Here is a 15,595-nt window from a genome sequence, read left to right as displayed (position 1 = left end):
CCATCGGCTCATTGAGGACCAAGAGCGGTTTTCCCGTGCGACAATTGGGCCACATGCGCGAGGTCTGGCCGGGCGAGCCCTATCCACTCGGCGCCACCTGGGATGGTGTTGGCACCAGTTTTTCGGTGTTCTCCGAGGTCGCCGAGCGGGTCGAGCTGTGCCTTTTTCAAGATGACGGCACCGAAGAGCGGGTGGATCTGCCCGAGGTCGACGGTTTCGTCTGGCATGGCTACCTGCCGGGGATCCAGCCGGGCCAGCGATACGGCTACCGCGCACACGGTCCCTACGACCCGTCGCAGGGACACCGGTGCAACCCGGCCAAGCTGCTGCTCGACCCCTACGCCAAGGCCATCGACGGCGAGCTGACCTGGAACCAGGCGCTGTTCCCCTACTACTTCACCGATCCCTCCCGGCGCAACACCGAGGACAGCGCGCCCTACATGCCGAAGAACGTGGTCATCAACCCGTTCTTCGAGTGGGGCAACGACCGGCCGCCGCGCATCCCCTACCACCAGACGGTGATCTACGAGGCCCACGTGCGCGGGCTCACCATGCGGCACCCCGACGTGCCGCCGGACCTGCGGGGCACGTACGCCGCCGTGGGGCATCCGGCGATCATCGATCACCTGCTGTCGCTGGGGGTCACGGCGGTCGAGCTGATGCCGGTGCACCACTATGTGCCGGAGCACTTCCTGGTGGCCCGCGGGCTGACGAACTACTGGGGCTACAACACCATGGCCTACCTGGCGCCCCATGGCCGCTACTCCAGCGCGGGCACGCGGGGGCAGCAGGTGCTGGAGTTCAAGGCCATGGTGCGGGCGCTGCACGAGGCGGGCATCGAGGTCATTCTCGACGTGGTCTACAACCACACCGCCGAGGGCGACCACATGGGGCCCACGCTGGGGTTCAGGGGGATCGACAACGCGGCCTACTACCGGCTGCACGACGGCGACCGGCGCTACTACCTCGACTACACCGGGTGCGGCAACTCGCTCAACGTGCGCTCGCCGCACGCGCTGCAGCTGATCATGGACTCGCTGCGCTATTGGGTGCTGGAGATGCACGTCGACGGGTTCCGCTTCGACCTGGCGTCGGCGCTCGCGCGCGAGTTGCACGACGTGGACCGGCTGAGCGCCTTCTTCGACCTGATCCAGCAGGACCCGGTGATCTCCCAGGTCAAGCTGATCGCCGAGCCATGGGACGTCGGCCCGGGCGGCTATCAGGTCGGAAACTTCCCGCCCTTGTGGACGGAGTGGAACGGCAAATATCGCGACATCGTCCGGGATTTCTGGCGCGGTACGCATTCCGCCCTCCCGGAGTTCGCCTCGCGTCTGACCGGCTCCGCGGACCTCTACGAGTCGTCCGGCCGCCGCCCGGTCGCCTCGATCAACTTCGTGACCTGCCACGACGGGTTCACGCTGGCCGACCTGGTGTCGTACGACCACAAGCACAACGAGGCCAACGGCGAGGACAACCGCGACGGCACCAACGACAACCGCTCATGGAACTGCGGCGCGGAGGGTCCGGTCGAGGACCCCGGCATCGTGACGCTCCGCCGTCGCCAGCGCCGCAACTTCCTGGCCACGCTGTTCCTGTCGCAGGGCGTGCCGATGTTGTCCCACGGCGACGAGATCGGCCGCACCCAGCGCGGCAACAACAACGCCTACTGCCAGGACAACGAGCTGGCGTGGGTGGACTGGTCGATGGTGCACGCCGAGTCCGACCTGCTGGAGTTCGTCCGCGTGCTGTCGAAGCTGCGCCGCGAACACCCGGTCTTCCAGCGCCGCCGCTTCTTCCAGGGCCGCCACCCCGACAACGGCGCCCGCGACCTGGTCTGGCTCACGCCGGGCGGTGCGGAGATGACGGCGGGCGACTGGCACATCAGCTACGCCAAGTCGCTCATGGTCTACCTCAACGGCGAGGCGATCACCGAGCCGGGGCCGCGGGGCGAGAAGATCGTGGACGACTCGTTCCTGCTGCTGATCAACGCGCACCACGAGAACATGTCGTTCACGCTGCCCGGCGAGGAGTTCGGCACCGAGTGGCTGCCCGTCCTCGACACCAGCCACGACACGGTGGAGGACGCGTTCGGGGAGGACGAGTGGCACGGGGGCGACGTGGTGGCCGTCACGGCCCGCTCCCTCCAGGTGCTCAGGCGCCCGCGCCCAGGCAGGTAGGGGAGCTCAGAAGACGCGTGCCGCGCTGGCCGTGAGGAACACCAGCACGAACGTCGCCACTCCGGCCAGCCCGTGCAACATCACCGCCAGCGCGGGGAACCCCGGGCCGCCCTTCTCGTGCCGGCCCGCCCCGAGCCATCGCGTGAACATCGCGAACCCCAGCAACGCGGCCGCCGCCAGTCCCCCGAACGCTACCCACGCCAGCACCCGGCTCCCCGTGACCAGGGCGCCCACCCAGCACACCAGCGCCGACACCGCGAGCACCGGATGGGAGAAGACCAGCGTCGCCGGGAAGCGGGTGACCTTGGCCCGGCGCATGCCGCCTCCTGAGAGCCAGTGCCAGAGCAGGTGCAGCCCCGCGACTGCGGCGATCGTCCACGTCCCGGCGGTGACCAGACCCACGGGGCCCTCCCCTGTCCGTCCCATCCCTGTTGTCACGTTAAGCCGAGAGTCGCCGGTATGTCTTCGCATACACGAAAGCGGCACCTGCCGGAAAGCTCGCCATCCGCGGAGGCAGGCGCCCGCGTGCGCCCCGGACCCGGCAACCTCTCCGCCTCGCCATCACTTGGGCCCGGCCGGGTGGTGAACGGGACGCCTCGCAAGCCGGGACCGGCGGCGAGCCCGGACAGAGCAGTGGGCCCGACGACCGGCAGACCCGGACAAAGCGCAGACCCGGACACGGCAGCGGGGCAGGGTTGGCAGCGGGGCCGAGCAGCGCGGCGGATCGAGCAGGGCGACGGGCCGGGCCGAGCAAGGCGACGGGCCGGGCCGAGCAAGGCGACGGGCCGGGCCGAGCAAGGCGACGGGCCGGGCCGAGCAAGGCGACGGGCCGGGCCGAGCAAGGCGACGGGCCGGGCCGAGCAGGGCGACGGGCCGGGCCGAGCAGGGCGACGGGCCGGGCCGAGCAAGGCGACGGGCCGGGCCGAGCAAGGCGACGGGCCGGGCCGAGCAAGGCGACGGGCCGGGCCGAGCAAGGCGACGGGCCGGGCCGAGCAAGGCGACGGGCCGGGCCGGGCCGAGCAAGGCGACGGGCCGGGCCGGGCCGAGCAAGGCGACGGGCCGGGCGGCGTGCCGGGCCGGGCGGTGGGCCGGTCGGCGTGCCGGGCGGCGTGCCGCGCAGGGCGAGGGCCGACCAGGGCGGGGGCGGGCCGGTGGGGTGGTGACGCTGGGTGGGGCGGTTGTCGGTGCGGTGTGCCAAGGTAGAGGAGTGCGGCGCATCTATCCCGACATACAGGACAACCCAGACATCGCGCAGGCATACGCCTACCCGCAGGGCCGGCCGTGGCTGCGGCTCAACATGGTCGCCAGCGCCGACGGCGCCGCCTGGCTGAAAGGCCGCTCGGGCGGCCTGTCCAGCAGCGGTGACAAGCGGATCTTCCAGGTCCTGCGCGGGCTGGCCGACGTCGTCGTCGCGGGCGCCTCGACCGTGCGCAAGGAGGGATACGGCCCGGTCAAGCCGCGCGACTCGTGGGCGGAGATCCGCGAGGGCCGCCCCGACGTGCCGCACATCGCCGTCATCAGCCGCAGCCTAGGCTTCGACCTCGACGACGAGCTGTTCACCGACGCCACCAGCCAGACCATCGTGATCACCTGCGAGTCCTCGCCGCACGAGCGGCGCAAAGAGCTGGCCAGGCACGCCGACGTCATCGTGGTCGGCGAGGACAGCGTCGACATGCGGCTGGCGGTGGCGCAGTTGCACGAGCGCGGGCTGACCAGGATCCTGTGCGAGGGCGGGCCCAGGATCAACGCCCAGCTGTCGGCCGACGGCCTGGTCGACGAGCTGTGCCTGTCGATCAGCCCCATGCTGGTCGGGGGCGGCGCGGCGCGTATTCAAAACGGCGAGCCCGCGCACGTCACACTGGATCTCAGGCAGGTGCTGGAAGAAGAGGGGGTCCTCTTCTGCAGGTATGTGAGGGAGCACAGCTGATGAGCGAGCCGACGGAGCCGACCGGGACGGTCCAAGAGCCGGAGCCGGTGCCCAATCTGCCGGTGCGGCCGCCCGTGCCGCCCATGCTGGCCAAGGCGGTCAAGACCATGCCGAAGCAGGACGGCACGCTGTTCTACGAGCCGAAGTGGGACGGGTTCCGGTGCATCGTGTTCCGCGACGGGGACGAGGTCTATCTGGGCAGCCGCAACGAGCGGCCGTTCACGCGCTACTTCCCCGAACTGGTCGAGGCGGTCAGGGCCGAGCTGCCGGACAAGTGCGTGGTGGACGGCGAGATCGTGCTGCCCATGGGGGCGCAGCTGGACTTCGACGCGCTGCAGCAGCGCATCCATCCGGCCGCGTCGCGGGTGAAGATGTTGTCGGAGCGCACGCCGGCCCAGTTCATCGCGTTCGACCTGCTGGCGCTGGGCGAGGAGTCGCTGATGGAGGCGCCGTTCGCGCAGCGGCGCGCCCGTCTGGAGGGGATCTTTCCGGAGAAGGTCGGATCCGTCCGGCTGACCCCCGTCACGGCCAGCGACGAGCAGGCGCACGAGTGGTTCGAGACGTTCGAGGGCGCGGGGCTCGACGGGATCATCGTCAAGCCGGGCGACCAGCCGTATGTGCCGGACAAGCGCACGATGTTCAAGGTCAAGCACGAGCGCACGGCCGATGTCGTGGTGTGCGGCTATCGGGAGCACAAGTCGGGCCCGATCGTCGGGTCGTTGCTGCTCGGGCTCTACGGCGACGACGGCAGGCTGCACCACGTGGGGGTGGCGGCCTCGTTCCCGATGGCACGCAGGGCCGAGCTGGTGGAGGAGCTCAGGCCGCTCGTGGCGGAGCTGAGCGAGCACCCGTGGGGCCACTGGGCCGAGCAGGCGGCGGCCAACATCGGCCAGCCGGCCGCCGGGCCCGCGAGGGGCGGGCAGCGGGTCCCGGGGGCGGTGTCGCGCTGGAACGCCAAGAAGGACCTGTCGTTCATCCCGCTGCGGCCGGAGCGGGTGATGGAGGTGGCCTACGACCAGATGGAAGGCGACCGGTTCCGGCACACCGCGCACTTCCGCCGCTGGCGGCCCGACCGCACGCCTGAGTCGTGCACGTACGAGCAACTGGAGCGTCCGGTCAGTTACAACCTTGACGACATCCTTGCCCACTAGCCCGATATCCCGATATATCTCGATGTATGAGCACTGGGGATGAGTTAAAGGCCGCCGTGTCCGCCCGCCGCGAGCTCGGGCCCGAGTTCGAGGACGCCATCGTGGAGTCGTTCCTCGACACGATGGGCAAAGAGGTCGACCGGCGGGTGGATGAGCGCCTGGCCCAGGCGGCCCCGAAGTCGGTGGCCCACCAGGGGCCGAGCGACGCGCAGCGGCTCGCCCTGGCGATCGTGTCGCTCAGCCTCGGCACCCTCACCACCATCTTGTTCGTCCTGATGGGCGACGGCCGTGCGGGCTATGTGATCCCAATCTGGGTCGCGATCATCATCGTCAACGTGTTGTTCAGCAACCGGGGCAAGAGCGGTTAGACCAGCCAGATGAGTCCCGCGAAGCGGCCGCCCGGCTGCTCGCGACGGTGGGAGTAGAGCTCTTCGGACTCGATCGTGCAGCGGGCGTCGTGGCGTACGTCCGCCAGCCCGGCCGCCCTGAGCTGGGCCTCGATGCCGGCCCGCAGGTCGAGCGCGGGGGTGTCACACGACGTCGTGGACCACGTCTCGGGCACCTTCGACGCCACCTGCTCGCGCAGCGCGGCCGGCACCTCGTAGCAGCGGCCGCAGGCGCCGGGCCCCACCAGCGCGACCATCCTGCCCGGCACGGCACCCTTGGCGGCCATGGCCGCCACCAGGGCGGTGGCGATGCCGGCCTCGGTGCCGGGGCGGCCAGAGTGCGCCGCGCCGACCATCCGGGCCTCCGGATCGGCCACCAGCACCGCGGGGCAGTCCGCTCCGAGTGAGGCCAGCGCCAGCCCCGGCTCGGTGGTGAACACGCCGTCGAGCGGCGGCGGGTCGTCGCCGAACGGCTCGCTCACGTACGCGACGTCGGCGCTGTGGACCTGGCGCATGTAGACGATCGCCCGCACGCCCAGCTCGGCCGCCAGGCCCGCCCGGTTGGCCCGCACGGCCGCGGGGTCGTCGCCGACCATGCCGCCGAGGTTGCGGGAGCCATAGGGCGGGGCGCTGACGCCTCCGTGCCGGTCGGTGATGGCGACGTGCACTCCGGGAGCCAGCTGCATGCCTAGATCCTAGAGTGCTGGGAGACGTACCTGATGGAAGGGATTCCCGATGACCAGCCTCGCCGACCTGCACGTGCTGATGGCCCGCCTCGGACACCCGGTGGTCCAGCTGGCCGCCCCGTCCGGGCGCGGCTTCGCGGACGGCGCCCCGTACCGGTACGAGATACCCAGCGTGGAGGGGCCTGCCGTGCTGGAGGCCGTGGTCACGGAGGCCGACCGGCTGGGCGTGCCGATCGCCAGGACGTCGCAGGGCAGCGGCGTGATGATGCTGACGGACGATGAAATTTCCGACATGGCGAGGATCGGGGCCGAGCGCGGCATCGAGATAAATCTGTTCCTCGGGCCGCGGGCCGCCTGGGACACCGGCGGGCAAGCCAAGCTCACACAGGCCGTGGGCGCGGCGGCGCGGGGGAACGCGATGGTCGCGGCGTGCGTGGCCGACGCCCTGCGGGCCTGCTCCCTGGGCATCCGCAGCCTGCTGGTGGGCGATCTCGGCACGCTGGAGGTGCTGCGGACGCTCAAGGAGGACGGCACGCTCCCGGCCAACCTGGTGCTGAAGACCTCCGTACTGCTGCCGCTCACGAACGGCCCCACCGCGGCGATCCTCGAACGACTGGGCGCGACGACGGTCAACGTCGGCACCGACCTGACCGTGCCGCACCTGGCCGAGATCCGGGCCGCGACCCGGCTGCCGATCGACCTCTACCTTGAGGTGCCGGACGACCAGGGCGGGTTCGTACGGTTCTACGAGGCGGTGGAGATCGTCCGGGCCGCCGCGCCCGTCTACCTGAAGATGGGGCTGCGTAACGCGCCCAACATCTACCCGTCCGGCTCCCATCTCGGCGTGGTGCCGCGCGAGCTGGGCCGTGAGCGGGTGCGGCGGGCCGCGCTGGTGCAGCGGCTGATCGAGCAGCTCGACCCCGAATTGGCCAAACTGCCGGCCCGCTCTCGCCCATCCGACCTCGGCGTGCCCGAGGTCTAGTCCCGTTTTCCGCACGTCACTGCGCCAGACCACCGCTTCCTCCCTGCCCCACCGCATCGGCCGCGGTCCCTTGGGGCGTGCGTCGCATGGCGGCCGGGCCGCGACGAAGCTGCGGAAAACGGGTCTAGCCTCCTGCCCAAGCCTGCCAGGTGATGTCCGAGACGGGCTGGTAGCGGCAGCTCGCGCCGGTCGTGATGGAGGCGCGGAGGTGGCGGGCGAGCTCCGGATGGCTCCGGTCGAGCCGGGCGAGCGCGGCGCGGATGCGGTTGGACACCGTCTTGCGGGCGCGTTCGGCCGCGTCGCCGGCACGTGTCGCGGCGGTCCCGGCCTCCTCGATGAGCCTCAAGCGTTGCCGGTCGAGCCGGGCGGCCAGGTCGTCGTGGCCGAGGTGCAGCGCCCGGTCGATCTCCGCGTCCAGCCTGGCGAGCCGGTCGCGGTAATCGGTCCTGGCCCGGTCGCCGGGCGAGGGATCTCCGGCCAGCCGTGAGGCCGGCACGTCCACGCCCGGCTGCCGGAGAAGGATCCGCAGGTCGTGCAGCCCCTTGGCGTCGGGCACGCGGACGGTGCGGCCCGCGTACGCGAGCGTCCACATGGTGCCGTCGAACCTGAACACCCTCGACGGACCCGTTCTGTGTGATCGGAGGCGGCGGGCCTGCTCGCTCGCGCCGGCCAGACCGAGGGCGGCCGATTCCCGCTCCACCTCGTCCAGGTGTGCGCGCGCGGCGTCGCCGTCGTGGCCGCGCGCGAGCATGCTCTCGGCCAGCCGCAGCCGGGCCTCGATCGACCAGGGGCGGGCCTGGAGGCGGTCGGCGGCGTGCCAGGCGGCGGCGAACCCGTCGATCGCCTCGTCCCATCGCTCCATCGCGGCGTGCAGCAGGGCGGCCCAGTACGCCATCGGGCCCTCGACGGTCGCCATGCCGGGCACCGCCCATTCGCCCGCGAACGGGCCGATCGCGGCCAGGACCCGCGCGCACTCCGCAGGGTCCCGTAGGGCGGCGGCCGCCTCCGCCTGGAGCCGCAGCCGCAGCGGCGCGTACCAGCCGTGCCCCTCGGCCCCGGCAGCATCGTCGTGCAGGTGACGCAGGGCGGACGTGACGTCGCCCCGGTGGAGCGCCGTGGCGGCTCTGACCAGATGGGGGTATGGGTGCAGGCCGTCATCGAGCGCGGACAGCAGCGCCTCGGCCGCCTCCGGCCGTCCCCGGCGCAGCTCCAGTGCCCAGCGCAGGTGGCGGCACACGCTGGTGGCGTCCACGTGCGGCGGCCGGTCGAGGGTGAGCGCCTGGTCGATGTGCGCCGCCGCCTGGTCGAAACGGCCCGTGAGGGTGGCGATGGTGGCCTGGTCCCATCGCGCGTCGAAACGGAAGCGCGGCAGGCCCGCGCGTTCGGCCGCTGCCACGAAGGCACGGTGCTCGGCCAGGTAGCGGGGATCGCCCTGCTCCAGCAGCGCCCACGTGCGCAGGCGCGCGGCGTGGAGGTCCAGCTCCCGGTCGGCCGTGCGGCGGGCCAGGTCGGCCAGCTCGGTGGCGATGGCCAGCCTGTCCCGCGCCGTCCCCGGCCCGAGCATGGCGTCGTGGGCCGTCAGCAGGCTCAGCCCGAGCGTCTCGTCATCCTCGCGGCGTCTGGCCAGGGAGGCGGTCCGGAGGCTCAGTTCGCGTACCGCGTGGTCGAGGCGCGTCGCGGTCCCGGCCGGCGCGAGCTTGCGGTGTGCCTCCTCGATGAGGGAGACCTCCAGCGGGGGCTTCCTGGTGGGGTGTTCGAGCCGGTGCAGGACCAGCGCCGTCCGCGCCAGCAGTTCGTCGTCGCCGAGCCGTCTGGCGGCCTCGGCGGCCTCCTCGAACGCCTCCCGTCCCGCCGCCGGGTCGCCGTCGTGGTGCAGGATCGTGCCCAGATCGAGCAGGATGAGTGCCCGGGTGCGGAGATCATGGGCGGGGAGGAGCTCCAGCGCGTGGCGGGCGTGCCGGGCGGCCTCCTCCGTGGCCATGCGGGCGGAGGCGTCGCGGGCGGCCCGTACCAGCCAGCCCACGGTCTCACCGGCATCCAGCACGGGTCCGGCGAGCTGCGCGTGACGGGCCATCTCAGCCGGTGAGAGATGCGCGTGACGGACCTGCTCCGCCGGTGACGGTTGCGCGTGACGGGCTTGCTCCGCCGGTACGATCGACGCGGCCGGGCCGTGGGCGGCCACCACGGCGGCGTGCCTGCGCCACCGGTCCTCCTCGGGGAGCGAGTCGTAGACGACCTCCCGTACCAGGTCGTGCGCGAACGCGAACCGGTCGTCCCCCGCCGGGACGATCAGGCGGGCCGCCGCGGCGCGGGCGAGGAGCCGTTCGACGCGCTCCGCCCGTACCCCGGTCGTCGCGGCGAGCAGTCGCGCGCCGAACTCGTGGCCCAGCACGGCGGCGGCGGCCAGAGCCTCTTCGACCCCCGGTGGCAAGACGGAAAGCCGTTCCCGTACGGCGGCGCGGACCCCGGACGGGATCGTGCCGCCGTACTGCCGCAAATGGGCCAGCTGCTGGACGAAGAACGGGTTCCCGCCGGTGCGCCGGTGGATCTCGGCGGCGGTCTCCGGCTCCGGCGCGTGACCCGTGACCCGGGTGACCAACTCGGTGACGCCCGCGCGGTCGAGCCCGGCCAGGGTGATCACCTCGGCCTTCGCCGCCAGCGACGACAGCGGCGGCTCGGCCGGTCCGGTCTCCGCGTCCCGGTACGTCCCCATGACCAGGAGCCGCTCCAGCCAAACGTGCTGGGACGCGAACCACAGGAGGCGGAGCGAGGCGTCGTCGGCCCGGTGCAGGTCCTCCAGCACGATCACCACCGGCCGGTGCTGCGCGAGAGCCGTCAGCAACGTCGTCACCGCGTCGTGCAGCGGGAACTCCGCCTGAGCCCAGGACCGCGCACCAGGATCAGCCGTCCGCCCGCCCGGCTCGCTGAGCAGTGCGGGCAAAGCAGGGCCCGCGGCCTGCGTCGCGGCGGTCCACTCCTCCGGCGCGGCCTTCCGGCGCAAGGATCGCACGACCTGGGTCCACGGCCAGTAGCCCGGGGCGCCGTCCCGGTCCCAGCAGGCGCCGCCCGCGACCAGGGCGCCCGTGCGCCGGGCGGCGTCGGCCGCGTCGGCGACCAGCGCGCTCTTCCCGATCCCCGCCTCGCCGGCGATCAGCACCAGACCACCGTGACCGCCTCGCGCCCGCTCGAGCGCGCCACGCACGATCGCGGCCGGTAGGTCGCGTCCAATGAGGGCTGGCATGTGCTCATTGTCCCAACGCCTCAGCCCGCCCTCCTCCCAGCCCGACCTCCTTCCCAGCTCAGCCCGTGCCTGAGGGCGCCGTGTCGCTCGCGGCGGGCCGGCGTAGCGATCGCTACGGCGCGGCTCGCGCCTGTCCGGTGACAGACACGAGAAGGGAGTCGCCTTGCTCGGCGAACGATTCAACGGGATGGCGATCGGCGCGGTGGCCGGCGTGCTGCTCATGACGGCGGCATGCGGTGGTGCCGGTGGAGGCGCCACGGCGGCGGCCACGGAACCGACCGGCGGAAAGGAGAACACCATGCGGCAGGACACGGACGCCCAAGCGCTGACGCGGCTCGAACAGCGGCAGGCCGACGCCTGGGACCGTGGGGACGGCGACGCGTTCGCCGCCACTTTCACCGAGGACGCCGACTTCATCGCCGTCAACGGCGAGCACATCCGCACGCGGGCGAAGATCGCCGAGAGCATGCGGCAGGGGCTCAGCACGTTCATGAAGGGGACGCGGTTCCAGCTGGGAGACGTGCGGCATATCCGCTTCCTCTCCCCCGACAGGGCGATCATGGTCACGAGCAACTGCGTGCTCCGCCCGGGCGAGGACGAGTGCCGTCAGGAGGCACGCTCCATGCAGACCCGGGTCGCCGTGAAGCGCGACGGCGCCTGGCTCTTCACCACCTTCCAGAACACCAGGATCGGGCAGCCGCCGGGCTAGGCGTGCAGGCGGTGGACCGTGAGCGGGCCGCCGCCCCAGCGGCCGATCGCCTCCTCGTCGGCGAAGGCGAGCACGCGCATCATGTTGCCGCCGTCGCTGGCCTCCACGTTGCGCCGCAGCCGCGTGACGAAATCGGGCGCCAGGTTGGTGGTGCCGGCCTCGATGGTGTCACCGTAGTGGGGGGCGAAGGCGACGCCGGCGAATCCCGTACGGCCGAGCAGCGTGCGCACCGTCTCCGAGGAGTAGAACATCAGGTGGTTCTTGGTGAAGCCGCTCCACGCCGACCCGTACGCCTTGAGCAGCAGCGACCGGGCGTTGACGGTCAGGATGAGCAATACCCCGCCGGGCGCCAGCAGGCTGCGGAACTTCCTGAAGTCCTCCAGCGGCCGGGGCAGATGGGCGAGCACCGACCAGAGCGTGATCACATCGAACCCGCCCGCCGCGATCTCCGGCACGTCCTCGGGCGCGCCGAAGTAGGTCCGCGCCTTGCTCAGCCGTTCGTTGGCCTGCTGGACGGACTCCGGCGACAGGTCCACGCCGTAGGCGTCGAATCCGCGCTGCTCGGCCAGCTCCAGGAACAGGCCCACGCCGGAGCCGAAGTCCAGCAGCCGCCGCTCCTTGCCCTCGTCGAAGACCGGCGAGAACGCCCTCATGGTCAGGTCGTAGCGGCGCTGCCGGTTGGCCGCGTACTTGCCGGACAGGAATTTGCTGTAGCCGGTGGAGTAGAGGTCGCCGAGGCGTTCCGGGCGGACGTTGGGATTGCGATAGAGGAAGCCGCACGACGGGCAGCGCACGACGTAGTAGTGCCACGAGCCGGAGCCGCCGGTCGGCTCGAACAGCGGCTGCTGGCGGGCTTCCCCGCACATCATGCAGCTGAGAAACTCCTCGATCTCCCCCAGCGGCCTGAGCTGCCGGTACGCCTCCAGCGAGATGACCGGCGCGCGCCTGGTCAGCCATTTCCACTGCGCCTCGCGGATCGCCCGCTCGCCGGGCCGCACATAGACCCGCTGGCCCCAAGGAACACGGTCATAACGGGAGCCGTACGCGAGCCGCCCCAAAAGTCGTCGATATGACATAGCCACCACCTTGCGAAGCGTTTTGCCCCACACCTCTGTGACTATGCGCCCATGTTCGGGCGCTTTACAGGCTCTTGGGCGTCCAGGCGTAGGCCCTCATCGACATGTCAGGACTTATGGCTTGATCCTATCAAGCAAGCATATGCTTGGGTACGTGCCTGACTACCGTAATCTCATCGGCGGCGAGCTGGTCGCCGCGGCCCGGACGATGGACTCGATCGACCCGGCTACCGGCGAGGCGTGGACGCGGGTCCCCGCGAGCGGTCCCGCCGAGGCCGAGGCGGCCGTGGCGGCGGCCCGCGCCGCGTTCCCCGCCTGGTCGGCGCTGCCCGCGCTGGCCAGGGCGCACTTCCTGCGCAAGGTGTCGGAGGTCTTCGGCCGGCACGCCGAGGAGCTGGCCAGGCTGGAGACCCGCGACAACGGCAGGATCCTGCGCGACACCTTGAAGAAGGACCTGCCGGGGATGGCGTACCTGTGGCAGCTGGCCGCCGGGCAGTGCCTGGACGCGGTCAAGGGCGAGACGGTCATCCTCGGTCCTGACGCGCTGGGGCTGACGCGGCGGGAGCCGTACGGGGTGGTGGTCTGCATCATCCCGTGGAACTCCCCCATTTCCACCTTCTCGGCGAAGGCCGCGTACGCGCTGGCGGCCGGGAACACCGTGATCGTCAAGCCGGCCGAGCAGGCGAGCGCGTCGGTGCTGCGGCTGGGCGAGCTGCTGGCCGGGGTGTTCCCCCCTGGGGTGCTGAACATCGTCAGCGGCCTGGGCGAGGAGGTCGGGGACGCCCTCGTGCGGCACCGCGACGTCGGCAAGATCAGCCTCACCGGCTCGACGGCGACCGGCCAGGCGATCACTAAGGCGTCGGCGGACGCGCTGAAGCCGATGACGTTCGAACTAGGCGGCAAATCCCCCAATATCGTCTTTCCGGATGCCGACCTGGACGCGGCGGCCCTGGGCGTCACCGTGAACTCGATCTACACCGGGAACGCCGGGCAGGTCTGCGTGGCCGGCTCGCGCATCCTCATCCACCGCTCGATCTGGGACGACATGCTGGGCCGGATCCAGCCGATCTGCGCGGGCCTGGTGCTGGACGACCCGCAGGATCTGGCGACGACGATGGGGCCGATCGTGTCGGCGGGGCAGTTCGAGCGCGTGACCTCCTACCTGGAACTGGCCGAGAAGGAGGGCGCCAGGCTGGTCTTCGGCGGCCGGACCGGCGCGGACGTCGTGCCTGGACTGCCGGGCGGCTACTGGGTCGAGCCGACGTTGTTCACGACGGAGGACAACTCACTGCGGCTGTGCCAGGAGGAGATCTTCGGGCCCGTGGCGGTGGCGCTGCCGTTCGAGACGGACGAGGAGGCGCTGGAGATCGCCAACGACTCCCCGTACGGGCTGGCGGCCGGCGTCTGGACCCGTGACCTCGGCCGCGCGCACCGCTTCGTCCGGGATCTGCAGAGCGGCACGGTGTGGGTGAACACCTTCCGCCAAATGCCGCCGGGGCTGCCGTTCGGAGGCGTGAAGGACAGCGGGTACGGCCACGATTCGGTCCTCGAGTTCACCCGCGAAAAAGCCGCCATTATCCAGATCTAGTCAGATAGATTTGCCCCTCGTGAGCGAGGGGATCAAGGACCACTCCGGGCTTTCGGAGGCAGCCGCCCAGTCACGGGCATCGGTGCTGCGTAGCCGCGCCGAATCGTACATCGCCCTGTCGCGGCATGACGCCGCGATCGCCGACCTGACGGAGTCGATCGCCCTGGCGCCCGACAACGCCCGCGCCTGGCGCCTGCGCGGGGAGAGCCACCGCATGATCGAGCGGTACGAGGCCGCGCTGGAGGACTTCGACGAGGCGCTGAAGCTGGAGCCGGACAGCGCGTACGCGCTGGGCTCGCGCGGCCAGACCCACGCCGCGATGGGCCGCCTGGAGGAAGCCATGGCCGATTTCGACCACGCCCTCACCCTCTCCCCCGACTCCCTGTGGATCCTGGAGGCGAAGGCGGACGCCCTGGTGGACCTGGACCGCCTCGACGAGGCCCTGGACGAGCACGCCAAGATCCTGGCCATGAACGGTGACCAGCCGTACTCCTGGGTGGCCCGCGGCGACCTGTATCAGCGCCTGCACCTGTACGCCGAGGCGATCGACGACTACACGAAGGCGCTGGACCTGGACCCCGAGCACGTGCGGGCCCTCAGCCGGCGCGGCGAGGCCCTGCGTATGGTGGACCGCTACGAGGAGGCGCTGTCCGACCTGAGCCGTGCCTTGGAGCTGGACCCGGACAATGATCGGGCGCTGGGCAGCCGAGGAGCGGTGCTGAGCGAGCTGGGCGACAACGAGGCGGCGCTGACCGACCTGGATCGGGCGATCGAGCTGGACCCCGAGTACGTGTGGGCGTATCGGGTGAGGGGCGAGATCTTCCAGGAGCTGGAACGCCACGAGGAAGCGGTCTCCGACTTCACCCAGGCCCTCCACCTGGAATTCGGCGGCTAGGGGTCGCGGTGGCTCGTGCCCGGGCGAGCATCGGTTCTGACAGGTCCACCCCCAGGGCGTGGCCGTGTGCTGCTGTACGGGCGTCGTTGATCCCGCTGAGCACGGCGTTCCATCGATTGTGGTTGTCGGCCCAGTGGGTGCCCTCGTAGCCGTTCCAGGCCTGGGCCTGCTCGGTGTTGATGATCTGTTGCATCAGAGACTGTCCTTGATCTCGTGTTCGGTGCCGTTCAGCCGGCCATGGCAGGAGGTGGCCGTCTTGGCGGGGCAGTGACCGGATTGCGCGCAGCCGGCGCAGCGAGACGATGTGCAGTGCGATCGCCATGGGGACCGCGCCGGTGGCGACGAGCGCGAGCGGGAGCTTGAACCACACCACCGGCAGCGCGAAGACGGCCGGCAGCTTCCCCAGCGCCATCACGACTAAAAACAGCACCCCGGCAACCCGCAGGGTATGGGGCAGGGCCAATCGCGCCAGGGTATCCGGCTGGGCCAGGACACGGGCCACCGCTGGAATCCTGCTGCCCAGCAGCAGCGCGGCAAGGATGCCGGCGAAGGCCATGGCGAGCCAGGGTCGGACCTGGCCGGGTTGCTGGTGATAGATCCCGGCGTTGGCGATCAGGGCGCTGACGACCAGCCATCCTCCGATCGGTGCGAGCGCGCCACCGGCGATCCCGTTGCCGCCCGCGTGCCGACGCCGGCGGCGACGGCGCCGCGGTAGAGCATCACGCACGTGACAGCTGGTATCCCGACCACGCCCAGCAGCACCAGCGCCCACACCTA

Annotated in this window: 13 protein-coding genes; 8 read left to right on the top strand and 5 right to left on the bottom strand. The window is 71.3% G+C overall.

Going from position 1 to position 15,595, the window contains the following annotated elements:
• Window positions 1-53: 53 nt before the first annotated feature.
• On the top strand, window positions 54-2,177 hold the full coding sequence (glgX, locus tag OHA25_RS28790) for a glycogen debranching protein GlgX (RefSeq protein WP_305922685.1): 2,124 nt from the start codon (window positions 54-56) through the stop codon (window positions 2,175-2,177).
• 6 nt (window positions 2,178-2,183) lie between these two features.
• Here glgX and OHA25_RS28785 read toward each other — a convergent pair whose 3' ends face one another.
• Window positions 2,184-2,579 carry a hypothetical protein gene (locus OHA25_RS28785; RefSeq protein WP_305922684.1) on the bottom strand — a complete coding sequence of 132 codons (396 nt, stop codon included), beginning with the start codon at window positions 2,577-2,579 and terminating at the stop codon, window positions 2,184-2,186.
• An 805-nt stretch (window positions 2,580-3,384) separates the two neighbouring features.
• Here OHA25_RS28785 and OHA25_RS28780 point away from each other — a divergent pair.
• From OHA25_RS28780 to OHA25_RS28770, 3 genes are read left to right on the top strand one after another with little or no spacing between them, the layout of a single operon-like run.
• The gene (locus tag OHA25_RS28780; RefSeq protein ID WP_327590567.1) at window positions 3,385-4,104 is read left to right on the top strand and encodes a pyrimidine reductase family protein; all 720 of its coding nucleotides are present in this window, start codon (window positions 3,385-3,387) and stop codon (window positions 4,102-4,104) included.
• Window positions 4,104-5,255, top strand: coding sequence for an ATP-dependent DNA ligase (locus OHA25_RS28775; RefSeq protein ID WP_327590566.1), 1,152 nt, complete (start codon window positions 4,104-4,106; stop codon window positions 5,253-5,255). Before OHA25_RS28780 ends, OHA25_RS28775 begins: the two co-directional genes overlap by 1 nt.
• A 26-nt stretch (window positions 5,256-5,281) precedes the next feature.
• Entirely contained in the window at window positions 5,282-5,623 is a 342-nt protein-coding gene (locus tag OHA25_RS28770) for a hypothetical protein (RefSeq protein ID WP_327590565.1), read from the top strand.
• Here OHA25_RS28770 and pgeF read toward each other — a convergent pair.
• Window positions 5,620-6,327 carry a peptidoglycan editing factor PgeF gene (gene pgeF, locus OHA25_RS28765; protein ID WP_327590564.1) on the bottom strand — a complete coding sequence of 236 codons (708 nt, stop codon included), beginning with the start codon at window positions 6,325-6,327 and terminating at the stop codon, window positions 5,620-5,622. The two genes, OHA25_RS28770 and pgeF, sit on opposite strands and share 4 nt — an antisense overlap.
• A 49-nt stretch (window positions 6,328-6,376) precedes the next feature.
• On the opposite strand from pgeF, the gene OHA25_RS28760 reads away from it, so the two are divergent.
• Window positions 6,377-7,309, top strand: coding sequence for a hypothetical protein (locus OHA25_RS28760; RefSeq protein ID WP_327590563.1), 933 nt, complete (start codon window positions 6,377-6,379; stop codon window positions 7,307-7,309).
• Window positions 7,310-7,433: 124 nt separating this feature from the next.
• Here OHA25_RS28760 and OHA25_RS28755 read toward each other — a convergent pair whose 3' ends face one another.
• Window positions 7,434-10,550, bottom strand: a complete 3,117-nt coding sequence (locus tag OHA25_RS28755) for an ATP-binding protein (protein ID WP_327590562.1) — start codon at window positions 10,548-10,550, stop codon at window positions 7,434-7,436.
• Window positions 10,551-10,713: 163 nt separating this feature from the next.
• Between OHA25_RS28755 and OHA25_RS28750 the strand changes: the two genes are divergently transcribed.
• Window positions 10,714-11,259 (top strand): SgcJ/EcaC family oxidoreductase, encoded by a 546-nt coding sequence (locus tag OHA25_RS28750; RefSeq protein WP_327590561.1) that lies wholly within the window; start codon window positions 10,714-10,716, stop codon window positions 11,257-11,259.
• On the opposite strand, the gene OHA25_RS28745 is transcribed toward OHA25_RS28750, so the two are convergent.
• Entirely contained in the window at window positions 11,256-12,335 is a 1,080-nt protein-coding gene (locus OHA25_RS28745) for a class I SAM-dependent methyltransferase (RefSeq protein WP_327590560.1), read from the bottom strand. The two genes, OHA25_RS28750 and OHA25_RS28745, sit on opposite strands and share 4 nt — an antisense overlap.
• Window positions 12,336-12,489: 154 nt before the next feature.
• On the opposite strand from OHA25_RS28745, the gene OHA25_RS28740 reads away from it, so the two are divergent.
• Both OHA25_RS28740 and OHA25_RS28735 read left to right on the top strand, forming a co-directional pair.
• Window positions 12,490-13,923, top strand: coding sequence for an aldehyde dehydrogenase family protein (locus OHA25_RS28740; RefSeq protein ID WP_327590559.1), 1,434 nt, complete (start codon window positions 12,490-12,492; stop codon window positions 13,921-13,923).
• 19 nt (window positions 13,924-13,942) lie between these two features.
• Window positions 13,943-14,818, top strand: a complete 876-nt coding sequence (locus OHA25_RS28735; protein ID WP_327590558.1) for a tetratricopeptide repeat protein — start codon at window positions 13,943-13,945, stop codon at window positions 14,816-14,818.
• Here OHA25_RS28735 and OHA25_RS28730 read toward each other — a convergent pair.
• Entirely contained in the window at window positions 14,784-15,545 is a 762-nt protein-coding gene (locus OHA25_RS28730; protein ID WP_327590557.1) for a hypothetical protein, read from the bottom strand. The genes OHA25_RS28735 and OHA25_RS28730 overlap by 35 nt on opposite strands.
• Window positions 15,546-15,595 lie beyond the last annotated feature (50 nt).

The sequence above is a fragment of the Nonomuraea sp. NBC_00507 genome, assembly GCF_036013525.1.
Classification (GTDB): domain Bacteria; phylum Actinomycetota; class Actinomycetes; order Streptosporangiales; family Streptosporangiaceae; genus Nonomuraea.
This window is presented reverse-complemented; position numbering and strand designations above follow the sequence as displayed.

Coding starts and splice junctions, on each gene's coding strand:
- glgX (WP_305922685.1), top strand. CDS start 54: ATGCGCGAGGTCTGGCCGGGCGAGCCCTATCCACTCGGCGCCACCTGG.
- OHA25_RS28775 (WP_327590566.1), top strand. CDS start 4,104: ATGAGCGAGCCGACGGAGCCGACCGGGACGGTCCAAGAGCCGGAGCCG.
- OHA25_RS28770 (WP_327590565.1), top strand. CDS start 5,282: ATGAGCACTGGGGATGAGTTAAAGGCCGCCGTGTCCGCCCGCCGCGAG.
- pgeF (WP_327590564.1), bottom strand. CDS start 6,327: ATGCAGCTGGCTCCCGGAGTGCACGTCGCCATCACCGACCGGCACGGA.
- OHA25_RS28760 (WP_327590563.1), top strand. CDS start 6,377: ATGACCAGCCTCGCCGACCTGCACGTGCTGATGGCCCGCCTCGGACAC.
- OHA25_RS28755 (WP_327590562.1), bottom strand. CDS start 10,550: ATGCCAGCCCTCATTGGACGCGACCTACCGGCCGCGATCGTGCGTGGC.
- OHA25_RS28745 (WP_327590560.1), bottom strand. CDS start 12,335: ATGTCATATCGACGACTTTTGGGGCGGCTCGCGTACGGCTCCCGTTAT.